Genomic DNA, 16,471 nt, shown 5'->3' on the forward strand with positions numbered 1-16,471 from the left:
AAGGCTATCGCAAAAGCAAGACTCGGAATAGTTAACGGCCTCCGGGCGCACCTCCGGGAGGTGGCGGCGGATTTGAGCCCGGGCCGGAATCGGGAGGAAGAGGAGGATTCATACCCGGTTCGCCTGGATCCGGTGGCGGAGTATTTCCTTCGGAGCCGTTTCGCGGCGGAGGGTTTCGCCTATCTCCCTTCGGCGGTAGACCTCCCGCCGGCGGGGCGCCCTGCCCCATCGGAGGCTCGCCCGGCATCGCGCCAGGATTCATACCCGGACGTCTTTCCGGAGTTGCGCCCGGCTCCCTTCGGAACTCGCCGGGCCGTTCGCCTTGCCTTCTGAAATCTCGGCGGAATTCGGGATTGGTTTGCAAAATAGCCGGTGAGGACTGCTTCGGTGTAAAAAACACGAAATAAAGCGAGCCCAGGAAAAATATTGCGTATAACAGCATCAATCCGGCAAAGCTTATGCCAAAAGCAAATTTGGTGGACGCGTGAATCGGCCCGCCCGCCGATTCAAGCCCAAGCTTCTCGCGCAAATCGAAATATGCCGTGTTTATGACCGATTGGTGCTTGTGAAGAAAGAACTCGAAAGCCGCGAAACAGAGCGTTAGCAGCGCAAATATTATCCCGGTTACATTCTGGATGTGCGGCCTTGGCTGCCCCAGCGCAGCCGTAAAGAACATTAGCGCAAAAAGGATGCTCCAAACACCCGGCGCTGCCATCCGCATAGCGACGCTGGCGATCACCTTCTTGTGAAGAAGCTTGTATTCCGCCAGAGCAAGCTCGAAGTCGCGACCGCGGGAGCCATCCTTGGCGGCGATCTCAAGATTTGGGTAATGAATTCCGCTACTCATCTCAATGCTCTCCTTTGGTCGAACCACCGGTAACTTGTGCTTCTCCCGGAACGGTCGGCCCGTCCCAATGCTTAATCGTTTCAAAGTAATGTCTGTAATCCGAATCGAATTTGTTCGAGTTTTCCGGATCGTGGCACTTGGTGCAGTACTGCTTATCTATCGTTTCTCCAAGCGGAGTCACCGCACCTCCGGCCTCCGCCTCATCGATGTGCTTTTCCCAGGAATTGTAATGACACATTGTGCACTGCAATGTGAGTTGCGCCTCATTAACCGAGTCATATTCAACGTGGCAGCTAACGCAATCCGGATTCCAATTTTGCTTCTTGCCGATCAATGTTGGCAGTGCTTCGTGGTGCTTGCTTGCGCGCCATGCTTCGAACTCCTCCGGATGGCATTTGTTGCAGCTTGTGGCCGGAACAAATTCGCGTCCGATGGGCTGAGTTTGATTCTTGAAAATCTGCTCCAATTTCGGTCTGTATTCGTTCACCATTATCAATTGCAGGTCGTTTCGCTGCGCGATTGTATCTTCGATCCCTATTTCTTCCTGGGAAATAAAGAACTCGCCTGCTTTTTTATCCACCGACGTGATTCCAAGATACTTGCCTTCCATGAAAATGTTTTGCCAATATTGGCCCGCATCTGTTTTACTGTGGGTGATCATCGATTCGCCCTTACGGGGATTGCCGGAAAGCCAAATCTTGATTTCGGGGAGGGATTTCATAAGCTGTTCGACCGTTATGTTGTTTGCTTCCACCATTGCAACCCAAAGATCCGCCTTGTCGTGGAACCTGGCCAATAGGTGCTTGAATGTATCGCGGATTGGTAGAGGCGTTAGATACTTCCAGCCGAGACCCTCTATCCATTCAGGCTCCGTTGCCGACAAAATTCCGATTCTAATATTGCCCTTCGTAACAAAAACAACCGGCGATGCGCTCCACATGTATTTTGTGGCCGCTTCCTTGCCGGTAACCATCCTGTAAAAATCCGTCGCTTCCAGCTCGGCAGTGATGTTTGTGGAGCCGATGTCCGCCAGGGGTTTTTCCCTAATCAGGTTTGGGAAATCGCCGGTATAGAGGACGTTGGAGTTCATAAGTGGAAAAGACGCATTGTCAGCCCACTTTGCAAGCTCAGGCATTTCAAAGTTGAACTCGTAAAATCCGATGTGCATCGCCGAGTAGCCCATTTTGTTCATCATTCGAAGTATGATGTCGGACTTGAAACGCGAAAATTCGGAATTGTCGGGAACTATTTTTCCCCCGTCCAAAAGCAGCAAATGGCGGTCGTAACCATCCCTGTATTGATCAATAAGCGTACCCCGCCGGGCCAAACCGCCGAGCTGCTTGGAGGAACATCCGCAAGTTTCCATCTTTCCATTGGTCTCGTAGGTATAGGCGATAAACAAGCCATCGGGATTGAGCTGCTTGACAGCAGGCGAAGGAACCGTGTTCCTATGCGCGGCGCCGTCTTCATTGCCGTCGGGCTTCGGATTGCATGAAACCGCCGCGGCGGCAAGGCCGATGGCCAGCAAAAAAACAAGCAATCTGACCCAAGTCGAACTGAACAAGTCAGCCTCCGAATGAACTGTAAGGCACGAAAAGCCGCGCCATTGTACCCCTAACTTGCCTTAGACAAATCCGAGGGACAACATGTTCAAATGAGATTACCACTCAAGCCGCGCCTTCGTCCGGCATTACGGGACCGTCCCAGTGCTTGATCATCCCGAAATACCTTGCGCAACATTCTTCGATGCTTTCTCCCTCCGGCGGATTATGGCACCTGAGACAGGACATTTTGTCGATTTTTTCGTCCAATTTTGTGACTGGGCCGCCCGATTCGGCCTCCTCGATATGCTTTTCCCATGCCCTGTAATGGCAGGTCGTGCATTGAAGCGAATACTGCCTGTCGTTTACGGAGTCGTATTCGACGTGGCACTTCACACATTCCTTGCTGAAGTTTTTCTTTTCGCTTTCCAACGTGGCCAATGCCGCCGAATGCCCGGTGGACTTCCATTTTTCGTACTGCTCCGGATGGCATTTTCTGCACTGTTCGGCGGAGACGAACTTTCCGCCGATCGGCTGAGCCTGGACAGAGTAGATTTCCTCTACTTTCGGGCGCCATTCGCTGACCAGAATCAGCTGAAGATCCTCCCTCGGCTTGTTGCTCATCTCGATCGGCACCTCTTCCTGTGAAACAAACAGGTTGCCTTCGCGTAAGTCGATGGAGGAAATTCCAAGATATTTGCCGTCCAGGAAAACATTTTGCCAGTACTGTCCTTCCTGGGTTTTGCTGTGTCCGACGGAACCTTCCGACGATTTCGAATTGCCTGTAAGCCAGACTTTTATCTCCGGCAAGGCCTTCATTAAATTAACGATTTCTACATTTCCCGCCTCCACCATAGCTACCCAAAGGTCGGCCGAATCCTTGTTTAGCGCCACGAGCCGCTTTAGTGCATCGCGCATGGGAAGCGCGCGAAGGTTTTTCCAGCCCAGCCGCTCCACATACGACGGGTCGGTCGCCGAAACAATACCGATTCGAACGTTTCCAGATTTCAAAATCAGGACAGGATTTGCCAGCCAATTCAATTTTTCGTTCGGCTCTTTGCCGGTCACGCTTTTGTAAAATTCCTCTGCAAGTATGCGATTTGACACGTCCTGCGCCCCCACTGAATCAAGAGCGGATTTGCGAATTAAATTTGTTCCGCCGCCTGCCAATAGAACATTCGAATTAACAAGCGGAAATTTCGCTTCGTCCGCCCACTTCGAAAGCTCTTCGATCCCGAAATTCAGCTCGCAATGGCCGACGTGCATTGCCGAGTATCCTATCTTGCTCATCATCTTGAGCATTATTTGGGCTTTGAATTTAGAGATGTCCGAATTGTCGGGCAACAGCCGCCCTCCATCCAGCGCAATTAGGCTTCTGCCGTAGTTGTTTCTATACGAATCCATCAAAGTACCGCGCCTCGGAAATCCGCCAAGGGGGCGCGAATCACACCCGCAGGATTCCAGTTTGCCGTTCGTATCGTAAGTGTACGCGATAAATAGCGCGTCCGGATTGAAATTTTTCGAAGCCAGCCCAGCTACAGCGGAGTCTCTGGTCAAAGCATCTTGCTCTTCATCATCCGCAGGATTGCAACCGAATAATGCGAATGCATACGCAACCGCGAACGCGGCCAGGAAGCAATGCCGAAAACTCCACATTTTCATCAACCTCCCCAAACCGGACGGAAATCCGTCCGTGGTTATTGCTCGATCCTGAAAACAAACTCGATCTCGACCGGTGCGTCAAGCGGCAGCGAAGGCGCGCCGAATGCGGATCTCGTGTGCTTTCCCGAATCGCCGAATACTTCGACCAAAAAATCGCTTGCGCCGTTCGCCACTTTGGCGTGCTCGATGAAATCCGGCGTGCTTGATACGATTGCACGAAGTGAAACAACTTCCCTAATAGCTTCGAGATTGCAGCCAAGCGCTTCCAAGACCAGCGACAAGGCATTCTCGGCGCAGATTCGCGCGCACATAGCACCTTGCTCCACCGAAAGCCCGCCGCCTAATTTGCCCGTTGCAACAAGCTTTCCGTCGCGCAGCGGAATAATTCCCGACGTGAATGCTAGGTCGCCTGTCCGTTTTACGAAAACGTAATTTCCGACCGGCGAAATGGGCGGCGGAAGCCGATCCTCAATCTCTTTCAGTCGCTGGTTCATCGGTAACTCCTCTGGCCTTGCGCCGCCTTATTTTACCTGTTTATATATGGGCAAAATTGCCCGAATGGGTTTGATAGGTTTTATCTTTTCGGACCGCTGATTCGGGGATTCCCGATTTCGTAAAACCGCCATTCCAAGTCAGATTCCATTGACAAACCGATTCTCTTGGAGCACCCGAGTATGGGACGATCGCCCGGTTTTCGTGGAAGCAGCCACAACGAGCCGTTCTCTTTATCCAAAAGGTTGATTCCGTTTTCCGCCCTTGTTATATCAAGTTCGCGGCATAACCTACCAGGACCGGCAAGATGATGCTGCTTCTTGTTTCCTCCATTGATTGCTAACGATGATCCCATTTTTGAATCGGCGAATTCAGCGGCTCGAATCAAGACTGCCGCACCGATCCCTTCCTTTTCCGCCACTACATTAAGGCAATGGTACATCCCGTATATAAAATAGACGTATGCGAGCCCCGGCGCTCCGAACATCACTATGTTACGCGCTGTGGGGCCTTTGTATGCATGGCAGCCCGGTTCAGATTGGTGATAAGCCTCTGTTTCAATGATTTTGACCGTAACTTTTCGCCCCCTGAAGTTTCGAACTAGCCTGCAACCGATAAGTTTCTTCGCGGCTATCACAACGTCGCTGTCCAAAAACGCGAATTCCTGCTCGCTCATATCATCGCTAAGGCGCTATAAACTACCCGTCGTCATTGTCGTCTGACGGCACGCCCAACGCGCCGGAAAACGATTTTGGAGCTATATAGAGCGTCCTGTCCTTGCCTTTTCCTGAGCTTACAGACGTAAGATAAGGGTGGTTCGCAAGGAATTTGTGAATCACCTTTCGCTCCTTGGGAAGAAGATTAGGTAGCGGTCGCGGCTTGTGATCTTTTTCTATTTCCCTGATTAAGCTTTTTGCCGCACGAATCAGCGCTGCTTCGCGCCTTTCCCTATAACCGTCCACATCGAGAGTCAAGATCCTGTTTAAGGCGAATTGTCGGTTGAAAATTACCGATATAATAAGCTCCAGAGCATCCAATGTGGCGCCATGATGTCCGACAAGCAATCCGCTTTTCTTTGTTCTGATGGAAACCAAAAATTCGGAATAATCCTTCGATGGCTTGACAAAAACCCTGGCGCGGTTGTCCATACGCTTTATGACATAATCAGCAACCTGATTTGCCAAGGCCTCCACCTGCTCGAGAGCGTAGGCGAAATATTCCGTGTAATCGTCGCGTTCGATTTTGTCTATAATTATCGCGAGTTGGCCGAAATGATCCTGCGCCAATTTGCGCGCTTCGGCATCGCTTTCGCCGCGCCACTTGAAAACCTCAAGTTGAAGTATGTCCATCGGCCCCCTCAGCGCCTGCGGCGCTTGCGCTTCGGCTTGGGATACAAAGCTTCGGGCGGCGCCGCACCGTTTATTTTAGCATCATGGGTTGTTGAGTCCTCGTCCGGCTTATCGGATTGGCTGGATGGCTCACCGTTGGAAGGCGGTTTGGACTTGGAGGCAGGTTCGCGCGGTTCGGGTTTTATCAGCTTTTCGTATAGGGAATCCAGATCCTTAGCCTTGATTTGAGGGATGACGGAATTCATGATGAAAGTGTATTCGAAAATGGACCAAACGTTTTGGGTGATGAAGTAAATCATCGCCCCAGCCGGAATGATCATCGAAAATATGACGATGATGATCGTCATTGCGTTCTGGTTCATCATCTGTTTTGGCGGCTCTGCGGCTACTCCGGGAATGGTCACCTTTGGCATTTTCGCTTGGTATTTCTTCATTATGAACTGATAATACAGCGACGAGGCGATATAACCTAACACGATGGCGAAAGCGGGAAAGTACAGATTAATCTCATTTGTCCCCAGCGTGAAGTTGAATATGGCCGGATCGCTAAAATCCACATGCCCACCGTTTTGCCTCATTCCAAGCGCAAACTTAGGCAGCGCGGAATATATCAGCTGAATTCCCAGAAACTTTGCATCTCCGAAAACCGAAGGATTGTATAGCGCGCGGATTACCGCGAACAAAATCGGCATCTGAATCAAAAGCGGCAAACAGCCGGCCAACGGGTTGATTTTGAGCTCCTGGTAAAGCGCCATCACCTTTTTGTTCAGCGTTTCTTTGTCGGCCTTGAAATGCTCGCTCAACGCCTTCTGCATCGGGGCCAGCACCTGCATCCAGGCCATTCCGGTGAATTGCGTGACGGTCAGCCTGAAAAGGCTGAGCTTCACCAATACAGCAACGGAAATTATCGCAATCCCCCAGCTGCCGGTGTAGGAGGATATTGAAACAATGATCAAGATAAACAAGTCCACCAGCCATCCGGTCATACCCGGAGTGACGGTATGCGGCGTGACACCTTCCGGGAACGGACCCATAGGGCCGTTGGCCAGAATCAGCGCCAAATCAGAAATGGGCAAAATCATCTGTTTTCGATATCCTTAAGGAACGGGATCATAGCCGCCGGGATGCCAAGGATGACATCTAAGCAGCCTTTTGACGGCAAGCCAGCTTCCCCTTATAGCTCCGTATTTCTCAATTGCCTCCAGAGCGTAGGCGCTGCATGTGGGCGAATATCTGCAAGACGGGGGTGTGAGCGGCGATATCCTTTTTTGGTAAAAACGAATCATGAATAAGAGAAGTCGCTTGCCCATTTCAGGATACGGGCACACCCGCTCGCTTTGCCAAATCAGCCGCCGCGATCTTTAAATCTCTAAATCCAACAAAAGATATATCCGAGTTCACGTAAACGACGATATCCGCGGAAAGCTGCTTTCCGGATAACAGCTCGGCAAACGCCTGCCGGATTCGTCTTCTGATTTTGTTCCTCTTCACGGCCGAACCAGCTCCTTTTGTTACCATGATTCCGAGCCGTGGTTCGCCTTCCTCCTTTTTGAGCACATGTATTCTCATAAAGTCGCTTCTCACGGTCTTTCCGAGCCTCATAACCCTCGAAAATCCATACGCGCCCCGGAGAGAAGGAAGCGATTTCATTTACACCGCTAGCTTCTTCCTTCCGTGTGCCCGGCGGCGCGCCAATACCCGCCTTCCGCCCGGTGATGCAGACCGGGAGCGGAAGCCGTGCTTCCTTAACCTCTTCGTCTTTTTGGGTTGATACGTCTGCTTCATTACACACCACTTCCGATGAGAATTGGCGCAAGGCCGAAAATCGAACGGGTAGAATAGCACTTTTGATTCCTTGGCGCAAATCCCAAATTTGCTTAGCGGTATAAGCGGATGGGGGTCAAAGCATCCGGTGATAAAATAAGTTGATGAAGAAATACAATCTCGCCGCTCTTGCGGGAGCGGTTTTGACATTTGCGGTTTCGCTGGCATCGGGTCCATTGTACGGCTCTCAAGCCGGAGGTCTTGATCGGTCAATTCTCGAAGCATCGGCCATAAACGTAGAGATTGAGCTGCCGACCGATATGCCAACGCTAACTTGGCTTAAGCGCGGGCCAATGAGATTCGGCGAGCAGGAGCTGGTCGACAAGTTCTTTAAGAAAGGGACAACCAGCACTGCAAAGCAGATTTACTCACCGATTTACGGGGATGGCAAGCTTTACAGCGATTCCGGAGGGAGAACCCTGCGTGTGTTCAAGTACGGCTTCGAGTTCGATGCCAATCCCGCAAAAATCGAACGCGTGCTGACACTGAACGAAAGGGGCGACAAATCCTACGTTTACTCCGTGGAGGAAGGTAAGCTTGCCGCTTTGAAATTCACAAGCACGTACATCGGCGAAATGCCTGCACAGGCGAAAGAAATGAGCGTGAAGCAGTCCGCCATAATCGGGGAAGAGGCCGACGGTTTGTTCGTTTTAACAACAAATAAGTATTTCAGAGGTGTGCAGTTACTGGACGATTACATACAGGTTGTTTTGGATTCGAACAGAAGCCTTGTGAATTTCGCCTATTTTTGGGACGACGAACTTGCCCCCGGTCCCGGAGTACCTGATAAAAAAATAATAGACGCAGGATTCGCCGTGAATCAGGCCAAGCGCTGGGTTATCCAGCAGGCAGGCGGCCAAACATTTACCGATCGAAGCGCCACGGTAACGAACATCCCGTATTTGACGCTTATCAACATGAAGCTGGGCTACGTAAATTTGCGGGGAGATTACATTACGGTAGTTCCTGCTTGGTTGCTGATGTGCCGGTGGCAGCACCGCGTGGATATGGAAGTCGGCGAGATGGAGTCTGTCCTTCCAAAGCAACATCCACTTCAAAAAAGATTCATCCAGTATTTGGAGCATTTCGACTATTACATAGCGATCGAAGCGCTTACCGGAAAGCCGACCATGCTTTAATATCGTACTTCTCTCGGTGTTATAATGGGCCGATCCCACTTTTCCGGCGGCGCGATGGATTATCTCGATTACTTCGGCCCCTCGGCCAAGGCGGTTCTGGACCGCGCCCGTTCATTGGCTGATTTGCACGGGCACGGTGAAATAGAACCAGAGCACGTCCTCCTTGCGATTGTCCAAAGCCCCGAATCCAAGGCGGGGAATTTGCTCCGCTCCTTTTGCCAGGATTTGGGTCCGCTTGAGCTTCGACTAAAAAGCCTTTTGGCGAGAAACAAAGCGCGAGATGTTCCTTCCGGCCGACCTTCTTTTTCCCGACGCACGACTTTGCTGATGGGTCAAGCGTTTAAAGAAAAAACCCGCTCGGGATCCGGTGAGATTTCCACGGTGCACTTGCTCCTTGCGATGGACTTCGAGCGCTTTTCCGAACTGTCGAAGGTTCTGGAGGATCTCGAAATTAGCTCAGATCTGATTAGGATGTGGTTGACATCTCCCGGGTGGAACAACGGTATTGAAGATTCTGTAATTGATCATGGCAAAACTAATTCTTTGGCAAAACAGTTCCGTCAACCAGTTGCGCATTATGGCCCCGCGCTTTCGTTAATCTTTCTGACAGCGGAATCGCGTACTGCGTTCGCGATTGGGCAGGCGCTTTCCGAACGGCTTTCTCTGACGCCGGGCCGTGTATTGCCTGAAGAAATTATTTCGGCCGTTCTTTCAAACGCGATCAAAGAATCCGATCCGCTAGTCGACGATCTTGAATCCATTGGTATCGATTCCAAGTGGTGCTATTTGAGGCTGAAAACCTACACGCAGCGACAGGCACTCAAAGCCGGTCAAAAGGATGCCGATAAGTCTGAACCGTACACATGGAAGAAGCTTGGAGATATCTTAATTCTCCTCGGCTCGATTACCCCGGACCAATTGGATCAGGCTTTACTTGTCCAGAAAGAGCGCGGTAAACGCCTTGGCGAAACGCTGGTAGATCTGGGTTATTGCTCCGGTGAAGCTGTTGCAAAGGGACTTGCGCTCCAGCTTGGAATCGAGTTTTTTAATCCGGAAACCGCCGGATTCGACGGCAACGCGCTGAAATGTATGTCTAAAAGCGATGCCGCCAGATTGCGTGCCTTGCCCTATCTTTTGGTTGATGAAAACGAGTTGCTTGTTATAGTATCGGATCCGCACAATAAGGAAATATTGCGCGAAATCGAAGAGGTTACCGGAAAGGCGGTTATACCCATTATCGGCACTGAAGGCGATATCGCCGAAATGATCGCAAACCTTGAAGGGTTGAAAATCCGTTCCAAGGAAGAATGGGAGCTGACAACTCAAAAAGCCTTTTCTGCGGCGGCCAAAGGTTCTCATGAAGAACTTGACCTGCGCTGGCCTTTTGTCCGCTTTTGGACAAAAGCAATGGATTTGGCGGTGCAATCAGGTTCCCCCGATGTGACTTCCTCTATTTTGTTCAGTGCGTTTCTAAGTTCAGACAGCGAGGTTTCAGGTCAGATAAGGCGCAAGTTTTCAGTTAAGGCAGAGGACATCCAGCAGCTTGCCCAGGGAGCGGCAAACGATGAGATCGTTTAAAGCCTCATTTGGCAGCATTTGACCCGGCAAAACAAGAATAACCTGACCCGCCACAGGTAGAATAATCCCGTGAGCGGGACCAAAATCGCTGTCGCGATGAGCGGCGGAGTTGATTCGACGGTAGCTGCGCTCTTGCTGCATCGCGAAGGATACGACGTTTTCGGAGTCACCGGCAAGTTTCTTGCAGGAGAAGCTGAAGATTGCTCGACACAGTGCTGCACCGCGGAGAGCGCGCGCGACGCGCGGCGCGCGTGCGACATGCTTGGGATTCCTCATATCACCAAAAACCTTGTTAACGAGTTCAGGGCGGGAGTCATAGAGAGGTTTTTCAAAAGCTACAGCGAGGGTCGTACTCCCAATCCCTGCGTGGATTGCAACAGGTTCATCAAGTTCGACCTGTTTTATCGCCTGGCCGCAGCAGTGGATACCGAGATGCTCGCAACCGGTCATTATGCGCGCTTGGAGCGTGACGAAACCGGCGCGTACAGACTCAAGCGCGGAGTAGACCGCAACAAGGATCAATCGTATTTTCTTGCTGTTATTCCCTCGAAGTTGCTTCCAAGAATACGATTTCCGATTGGCGGGCTAACAAAGGATAAAGTTCGCACTTTGGCTGCCGAAATCGGATTTCGGAATGCTGCCCGCCCGGAAAGCCAGGATGTATGCTTTTTGCAAAAAGGCGCGTCTTTCGCGGAAATTGCCCAGCGCAATGGAATTCAGCTGCCGAAAAGCAAGCCGGGTTCGATACTTGACGAAACAGGCCGCGTGCGCGGCAGGCATTGCGGCATTGAGAATTTCACAATAGGTCAACGCAAAGGGTTTGGCGTAGGGATGGGCGAGCGCAAGTTCGTTTACGAAATAGACACGGCAACCGCTGCAGTCAAAGTCGGGCCGCGAAATTACAGGCCCATCACGGCTATGGAGCTTGGAAGCCTAAATTGGACGGCGCCGGATCTACTTGAGCGCGCAGATGAGTTCGAGTGGCAGCTTCGCTACCGCGCAAAACCGGTTCGAGCGGCACTCGACCTAACTTCTTCTGGCCGGACAGCGCCGAGGGGTGCGTCCGAGGATGTCAAATTTGTGCCTTCATACTCCCGACGCGAAGCCGTTCTCGAGTTCAAGGAGCCTCAATATTTGCTGGCGCCGGGACAGTGGGCGGTTGCATATCTCGGCGATATAGTGGTTGGATGCGGAGAGATTGTGCGCTCGCTCCCCGCTTCCGAATAACTCGAATCAATGACAATCAAGCAAGGCATTTGCTTTGTTACAATTCGCCCGTGCGTATTGCGGTGACCGGAGGCGGGACAGGCGGGCACGTCTATCCCGCAATTGCTGTTTTGGAGGCGCTTCAAGCGCTTCTTCCTGCGCCCCCGGATGTCGTTTGGATCGGAACCAAACGTAAAGAGGCCGAGATTCTCCGGGATTACGGAATCCGTTTGTTGACCGTAGACATATTGCCTCCCCGTCGTTCGATTGACTTTTCCGCCGTAGCGCAAAACCTGAGGCTCGCCTGGAATTTGCTATCTGGAAAAGCCGTTGGACAGGCCGCAATACACCTTCGTGAATTTCGCCCCAACCTATTGATTGGAACGGGAGCATACGTGGCGTATCCGGCATGCATTGCGGCGACACGGTTGAAAATTCCGCTGTATTTGATCGAGCCGAACTATATACCTGGTCTTGTGACAAGAAAAACTGCAGCCAAAGCAAAAGTTGTGTACTGCGCGTTCGAGGAAGCTGCCGCCGCGCTCGGACCGCGGGCCAATTGCAACGTCACGGGCGCGCCCATTCGAAGCTACTCGGGCAAGCTCGACAGGGAAGCCATACTCGAAAAGTACGGTCTACAATCTGGACGCAAAACGATTTTGGTGATAGGAGGCAGCACCGGAGCGAGCTTCGTTAATCGGGCGGTTTTCGATTACATCCTGCCTTGGATTCAGGGGGATTCCGGAATCACCCCGAGTGTTCAAATATTGCATCAAACAGGCAAGGTAGAAATTCATGAGGCAACCGAATGGCGCAGCAAACTTTCGTTCCCGTACATGCCGATTGATTATATTAGGGATTCTCCTGAAGTGCTGCACATCGCGGATGTCTTCGTGGGACGCTCAGGCGCAAACTCGGTCGCCGAGGTTGCAAAATTCGGACTTCCCTCGGTGTTCATACCCTACTCGCACCATAAAGACAAGCAACAAATTTTAAACGCGATGCCTCTTGCCAAGGAAGGCCTGGCGTGCATTCATTTGGAGGAAGGATTCAATGGAGCTAGGTTCATTGACGACCTATCCGAAATGCTCCGGGCTTGCCACAACGAGGAGTTAAGAAAAAGGATACGAGAGTTTGACTCGGATGCAGCCAGGGTGATAGCAGCGCAAATCGCAGCCGATGTACAGGCCTTCAAATGAAAGCGCGAATCGTGCCCGGAATGGAATTCGAAACCCGAAATGCAAAGCGTTCCTTTGGAATCTGCGGCGCATTTGCGCTGCTGATAACCGCTTTGTTCTTGCCGCTTTTGCCAGTTCGCGTCGGCGCGCAAGACGGCGGCGCAATTAACATTGAATCCAGGCCGCCCAAAGCTGAAACCACTGATTTTTCAGAAAACTCCGGCTCTCGTGCGTGGGTAATTTATATCGGCAACCAGGCTTATGCTGTCGCTGCCAAACCGGTTCAAGTTTCGGGTGGCAGCGTGTATCTGGGGCTTGATGCCATTTGGAATCTCGGCGGCTCGGTGAAATTCGACGCGACATCCAAAACGATCAATGCAGAGCTTGCGGAAAAGGAATTCCAACTTGAAATGAAGTCGAAAAAAGCCGTATTGGGCACAGAATCAATTCCCCCAGACGCGCTGTTACTAAGAAACAATAAGTGGTATTTGGCCGCACAATTTTGGGAAAAATGGGGATTCAGGCCGAGGTGGAATCCGATTTTCAAGGCATGGCAGGTAATTGGAAAGCTAACGAGGATCTCCTATAACAAAGAATCGCGCGATCTTGTATTCGAAAGCACGTTGCCGGTTCGCGTCATCGAGGAGCAAGACTACGCGGAAAAGGTCATTAAATTCACGGTGCTGGGCGCGTTCATCGTAGAATCAGAAGAAAGAAGCATAGGCTCCGCCGAAGTGGACAAGCTGAAAGTTTCTTCCACCGACGTCGAATCCGTCCTTACGATTTCGGTCAGACAAAAAGAAACAACCGGTTTCAAACTTTACTCCGAGCCGGATAACAAATTTTTCCGGGTTAACTTCCGAAACCACTTTCAACTTGCGGATTTCGAAAAGACCGCGTCCGGGGAAATCAGGTTGAAAGTGAAATTCGGCAAGCCAACTTTTCTCACTGCAAGGGAGCTGTCATCCCCCGACAGGCTTGTTTTGGACTTTGCTGACAGCATTTACACGGACGCCACAGCAAAGCACGATGTCGGAATAGGCGTTGTGAAGAGCATCAGAATCGGCCAATTCAGCCAGCCCCCGGATCAATACGTTGTACGTGTTGTTGTGGATTTGACAGAACGGACAAGGTATCGTGTTATACCGACCAAAAACAAGGACACTTACTACATTCAATTTCTTGGGAAGGATACGGGCAGATACGCGATTATGCTTGATGCAGGCCATGGAGGCAGCGATCCCGGCGCATTATCCCCCTTTACCGAGCTTCAGGAAAAGGAAATAAACCTCGATATCGCACTTAGGCTTCAAGCGTATCTGGGAAAGAAAGGACAGAGCGTTTACTTGACCAGAGATGACGATTTTTTCATTTCGCTTCAGGAGCGGGCTGACATCGCCAACAGAATCCTGCCGATGGTGTTCGTGAGCGTCCACACCAATTCCATCGGCAATCCGGACATCAAAGGCGCGATGACTTTCCATTTCGAGTCGAGCGGCGAAGGAAAAAAGCTTGCCGCGTACATTCAGCAAAACCTTGTCAATAGGTGCCGCGTCACGGATAAAGGCGTTCGAACCGCCAATTTCTTCGTTCTCCGGGAAACGGTGGTGCCTGCAGTGCTGGTCGAAGTCGGATTCATAACCAATTCACAAGAGGAGAGTCTGCTGTCGACTCCGGAATACCGCCAAAAATTGGCGGAAGCCATCGGCGAGGGGATTCTGGACTATTGCGCGGACATTTCGGGGAGATAGATGCAGCCCGGAATCAATACTTCAGTTCTATATGCAGCCACTTTCCTTGGGACAGGCGGTGAAGTATCAATAGAGCCTCCGCCACGTTTGAGATGAGGAAGGATATCCATATTCCTAAAATACCCATTCCGAGCGAGACACCCAGCAAATATGCAACCGGTAACCGGAATAGGTAATGCGATAGCAGGGTTGTGATGAAGGGATATTTAGTATCACCGGCCCCGCGCAAGCATCCGATTCCGGAAAAGGAAATCGCCATAATCGGTTGTGCGAATGCGTTGATGCGAAGGTAGCGGATTCCTTCTCTGATCACATCGGGGTCTTTGGTGAAAAACACCATAAACTCCCTGGCGAAGGCAAAAAAAACAATACCGAGCAAAATCATTATCAGCAGCGTCAAATTGCGCGATTCCCTAAGAGTTTCCGCAGCCTTGTCCTTGCGTCCCGCTCCAAGCGCTTGGCCGACCAGCGTCGCTGAAGCAGTCATTACCGCAAGCCCCGGCATGAAGCTGATGCTTTCGCCCTGAAGTCCTAAACCAAGGGTTGCCGCTCCTACCGTCGAGTTAGGCACTAGGCTAATTACTTTATACATCAATAGCCCTGCGCCGGAGCGGGCAACGACTTGGAGCATCGCCGGGCCGGCGAGTGCGAGCATATTCCTTATCGCCCGTTCGGCTCCCGAGAACTGCGATATGGCAAACGCGGCCCATCCCTTAAAATGCATGTAAAGCACACCATAGCCGAAAACCAAGAGGCTTGTGAGTGTAGTTCCCAACGCGCACCCGAACATTCCCCACTTTGGAATCAGCAGAAAATTGAAAATCAGATTAAGAAATGCGAACGCAACATTCAAGTACATCGGCACGTCGGTGCGTCCGAGCGCGTTCATCACGCCGGTTACGATAAACCGTAATCCAATAACCGACATTCCAATATAAATCATGCTCAGATAATCCCAGCCGTACCCGGCTGTAACGGGATCCGCACCCAGCCAGTGATGCATACCAGGCCCAATCGAATAGCCAAGAAGTGTGATCGGAACGGAAATATAAATGCACATCATCACCGCCTGCGCGGCGTAACGCTTCATTTCATCCGTTCTGCCCGCGCCGTAGCTTCTGGCGACGTATGCGGTCGCCCCTATGCCGGCTCCCATAAATGCACTTTGAATTATAAAAAGCGCTGTCCGGCTCATCGAAAGTGCCGCAATTGCCTCTTTGCCCAACCAGCCGACCATCTTGAAGTCGGTGAAGCTGATAACCGCAACAAGCAAATTGGATGCGATTACAGGCAGTGCCAGTTTGAGCAAAATAGGTCGAATGGCGCCGGACAGGTCGGGTGCAGCCATTTCTCCGCCTACGCGCGTAATCGCATCGCCGTTCAGACGGAGACTAGCGGTTCGGAAGTTGCCGTTATTTCGCTTAAACTTGAATGCTAACGTGGCGGATTATCCCGGTGGGTTCAGAATGTTGTCGTCGTAGTCCAGCGGCGGCCCAAGCTCTTCCTCTTCCGGCTCCTCCGCGGATCTGACCGCTTGGCGCGCGCCCGGTGGAGCGGTGCTGGGAGCGTCATCCTTGCGACCGAGTAAGAGGAACCTTTGGCAAAGAATTTCGGTGCGGAAATGCTTTACGTTGTCGGCATCTGTCCATGTTCTGGTCATTATTGAGCCTTCGACATAAAGCTGTCTGCCTTTTCGCACGTATTCACCTGCAATTTCGGCCTGCTTGCGCCACACAACTATATTGTGCCATTCGGTTCGTTCCTGCTGCTGGCCGCTACGATCAGTAAAGCGCTCGGATGTTGCAATTGGAAAATTTGCTACAGCAACACCGTCCGCGACATACCGCACTTCCGGATCCTTACCCACATTGCCGATTAGGAAAACTTTGTTGAGGCTTGCCATG

Annotated in this window: 17 protein-coding genes; 5 read left to right on the forward strand and 12 right to left on the reverse strand. The window is 51.5% G+C overall.

Going from position 1 to position 16,471, the window contains the following annotated elements; all coding sequences use genetic code 11:
- Positions 1 to 31: 31 nt before the first annotated feature.
- The 10 genes from HRF49_06910 to rpmH form a co-directional block, all read right to left on the reverse strand.
- Positions 32 to 847, reverse strand: a complete 816-nt coding sequence (locus tag HRF49_06910) for a hypothetical protein (protein MEP0814379.1) — start codon at positions 845 to 847, stop codon at positions 32 to 34.
- Position 848: 1 nt separating this feature from the next.
- Positions 849 to 2,411, reverse strand: a complete 1,563-nt coding sequence (locus HRF49_06915; protein MEP0814380.1) for a hypothetical protein — start codon at positions 2,409 to 2,411, stop codon at positions 849 to 851.
- Between the two features lie 103 nt (positions 2,412 to 2,514).
- Entirely contained in the window at positions 2,515 to 4,044 is a 1,530-nt protein-coding gene (locus HRF49_06920) for a hypothetical protein (GenBank protein MEP0814381.1), read from the reverse strand.
- Between the two features lie 41 nt (positions 4,045 to 4,085).
- Positions 4,086 to 4,544 (reverse strand): RidA family protein, encoded by a 459-nt coding sequence (locus HRF49_06925; protein MEP0814382.1) that lies wholly within the window; start codon positions 4,542 to 4,544, stop codon positions 4,086 to 4,088.
- An 80-nt stretch (positions 4,545 to 4,624) separates the two neighbouring features.
- Positions 4,625 to 5,218, reverse strand: a complete 594-nt coding sequence (locus HRF49_06930) for a DNA-3-methyladenine glycosylase (protein MEP0814383.1) — start codon at positions 5,216 to 5,218, stop codon at positions 4,625 to 4,627.
- 22 nt (positions 5,219 to 5,240) lie between these two features.
- Positions 5,241 to 5,891 carry a hypothetical protein gene (locus HRF49_06935; protein MEP0814384.1) on the reverse strand — a complete coding sequence of 217 codons (651 nt, stop codon included), beginning with the start codon at positions 5,889 to 5,891 and terminating at the stop codon, positions 5,241 to 5,243.
- Positions 5,892 to 5,899: 8 nt separating this feature from the next.
- Positions 5,900 to 6,973, reverse strand: a complete 1,074-nt coding sequence (locus HRF49_06940) for a YidC/Oxa1 family membrane protein insertase (GenBank protein MEP0814385.1) — start codon at positions 6,971 to 6,973, stop codon at positions 5,900 to 5,902.
- Positions 6,974 to 6,988: 15 nt separating this feature from the next.
- A complete protein-coding gene (yidD, locus tag HRF49_06945; GenBank protein MEP0814386.1) occupies positions 6,989 to 7,201 on the reverse strand; it encodes a membrane protein insertion efficiency factor YidD in 213 nt (70 codons plus the stop codon).
- A 1-nt stretch (position 7,202) separates the two neighbouring features.
- The gene (gene rnpA, locus HRF49_06950; GenBank protein ID MEP0814387.1) at positions 7,203 to 7,541 is read right to left on the reverse strand and encodes a ribonuclease P protein component; all 339 of its coding nucleotides are present in this window, start codon (positions 7,539 to 7,541) and stop codon (positions 7,203 to 7,205) included.
- Positions 7,542 to 7,676 (reverse strand): 50S ribosomal protein L34, encoded by a 135-nt coding sequence (gene rpmH / locus HRF49_06955; protein ID MEP0814388.1) that lies wholly within the window; start codon positions 7,674 to 7,676, stop codon positions 7,542 to 7,544. It lies immediately after the preceding gene.
- A gap of 143 nt (positions 7,677 to 7,819) precedes the next feature.
- Here rpmH and HRF49_06960 point away from each other — a divergent pair, with 143 nt between their 5' ends.
- The 5 genes from HRF49_06960 (at position 7,820) to HRF49_06980 (ending at position 14,567) form a co-directional block, all read left to right on the forward strand.
- Positions 7,820 to 8,854 (forward strand): hypothetical protein, encoded by a 1,035-nt coding sequence (locus HRF49_06960; GenBank protein ID MEP0814389.1) that lies wholly within the window; start codon positions 7,820 to 7,822, stop codon positions 8,852 to 8,854.
- A gap of 24 nt (positions 8,855 to 8,878) precedes the next feature.
- Positions 8,879 to 10,432 (forward strand): hypothetical protein, encoded by a 1,554-nt coding sequence (locus HRF49_06965; protein ID MEP0814390.1) that lies wholly within the window; start codon positions 8,879 to 8,881, stop codon positions 10,430 to 10,432.
- Positions 10,433 to 10,501: 69 nt separating this feature from the next.
- Positions 10,502 to 11,659 (forward strand): tRNA 2-thiouridine(34) synthase MnmA, encoded by a 1,158-nt coding sequence (mnmA, locus tag HRF49_06970; GenBank protein MEP0814391.1) that lies wholly within the window; start codon positions 10,502 to 10,504, stop codon positions 11,657 to 11,659.
- Between the two features lie 62 nt (positions 11,660 to 11,721).
- Positions 11,722 to 12,837: a UDP-N-acetylglucosamine--N-acetylmuramyl-(pentapeptide) pyrophosphoryl-undecaprenol N-acetylglucosamine transferase gene (locus HRF49_06975; protein ID MEP0814392.1), complete on the forward strand. Its 1,116-nt coding sequence runs from the start codon at positions 11,722 to 11,724 to the stop codon at positions 12,835 to 12,837.
- A complete protein-coding gene (locus HRF49_06980; protein MEP0814393.1) occupies positions 12,834 to 14,567 on the forward strand; it encodes an N-acetylmuramoyl-L-alanine amidase in 1,734 nt (577 codons plus the stop codon). The genes HRF49_06975 and HRF49_06980 overlap by 4 nt, the downstream gene beginning before the upstream one ends.
- Positions 14,568 to 14,580: 13 nt before the next feature.
- On the opposite strand, the gene HRF49_06985 is transcribed toward HRF49_06980, so the two are convergent.
- Together HRF49_06985 and ssb are read right to left on the reverse strand one after the other, a co-directional pair.
- Positions 14,581 to 15,915 (reverse strand): MATE family efflux transporter, encoded by a 1,335-nt coding sequence (locus HRF49_06985; protein MEP0814394.1) that lies wholly within the window; start codon positions 15,913 to 15,915, stop codon positions 14,581 to 14,583.
- 99 nt (positions 15,916 to 16,014) lie between these two features.
- Complete coding sequence (gene ssb / locus HRF49_06990) at positions 16,015 to 16,470, reverse strand: single-stranded DNA-binding protein (GenBank protein ID MEP0814395.1); 456 nt, start codon at positions 16,468 to 16,470, stop codon at positions 16,015 to 16,017.
- Position 16,471: the final 1 nt, after the last annotated feature.

The sequence above is a fragment of the bacterium genome, assembly GCA_039961635.1.
Classification (GTDB): Bacteria; 4484-113; 4484-113; order JAGGVC01; family JAGGVC01; genus JABRWB01.

What these genes read in the sequence shown, in the direction of transcription:
- HRF49_06965 (MEP0814390.1), top strand. Translation starts at nt 8,879, where the DNA reads ATGGGCCGATCCCACTTTTCCGGCGGCGCGATGGATTATCTCGATTAC.
- HRF49_06920 (MEP0814381.1), bottom strand. Translation starts at nt 4,044, where the DNA reads ATGTGGAGTTTTCGGCATTGCTTCCTGGCCGCGTTCGCGGTTGCGTAT.
- HRF49_06930 (MEP0814383.1), bottom strand. Translation starts at nt 5,218, where the DNA reads ATGAGCGAGCAGGAATTCGCGTTTTTGGACAGCGACGTTGTGATAGCC.
- HRF49_06940 (MEP0814385.1), bottom strand. Translation starts at nt 6,973, where the DNA reads ATGATTTTGCCCATTTCTGATTTGGCGCTGATTCTGGCCAACGGCCCT.
- HRF49_06910 (MEP0814379.1), bottom strand. Translation starts at nt 847, where the DNA reads ATGAGTAGCGGAATTCATTACCCAAATCTTGAGATCGCCGCCAAGGAT.
- yidD (MEP0814386.1), bottom strand. Translation starts at nt 7,201, where the DNA reads ATGGGCAAGCGACTTCTCTTATTCATGATTCGTTTTTACCAAAAAAGG.
- ssb (MEP0814395.1), bottom strand. Translation starts at nt 16,470, where the DNA reads ATGGCAAGCCTCAACAAAGTTTTCCTAATCGGCAATGTGGGTAAGGAT.
- rnpA (MEP0814387.1), bottom strand. Translation starts at nt 7,541, where the DNA reads ATGAAATCGCTTCCTTCTCTCCGGGGCGCGTATGGATTTTCGAGGGTT.
- rpmH (MEP0814388.1), bottom strand. Translation starts at nt 7,676, where the DNA reads ATGAAGCAGACGTATCAACCCAAAAAGACGAAGAGGTTAAGGAAGCAC.
- HRF49_06960 (MEP0814389.1), top strand. Translation starts at nt 7,820, where the DNA reads ATGAAGAAATACAATCTCGCCGCTCTTGCGGGAGCGGTTTTGACATTT.
- HRF49_06985 (MEP0814394.1), bottom strand. Translation starts at nt 15,915, where the DNA reads ATGGCTGCACCCGACCTGTCCGGCGCCATTCGACCTATTTTGCTCAAA.
- HRF49_06980 (MEP0814393.1), top strand. Translation starts at nt 12,834, where the DNA reads ATGAAAGCGCGAATCGTGCCCGGAATGGAATTCGAAACCCGAAATGCA.
- HRF49_06925 (MEP0814382.1), bottom strand. Translation starts at nt 4,544, where the DNA reads ATGAACCAGCGACTGAAAGAGATTGAGGATCGGCTTCCGCCGCCCATT.
- HRF49_06935 (MEP0814384.1), bottom strand. Translation starts at nt 5,891, where the DNA reads ATGGACATACTTCAACTTGAGGTTTTCAAGTGGCGCGGCGAAAGCGAT.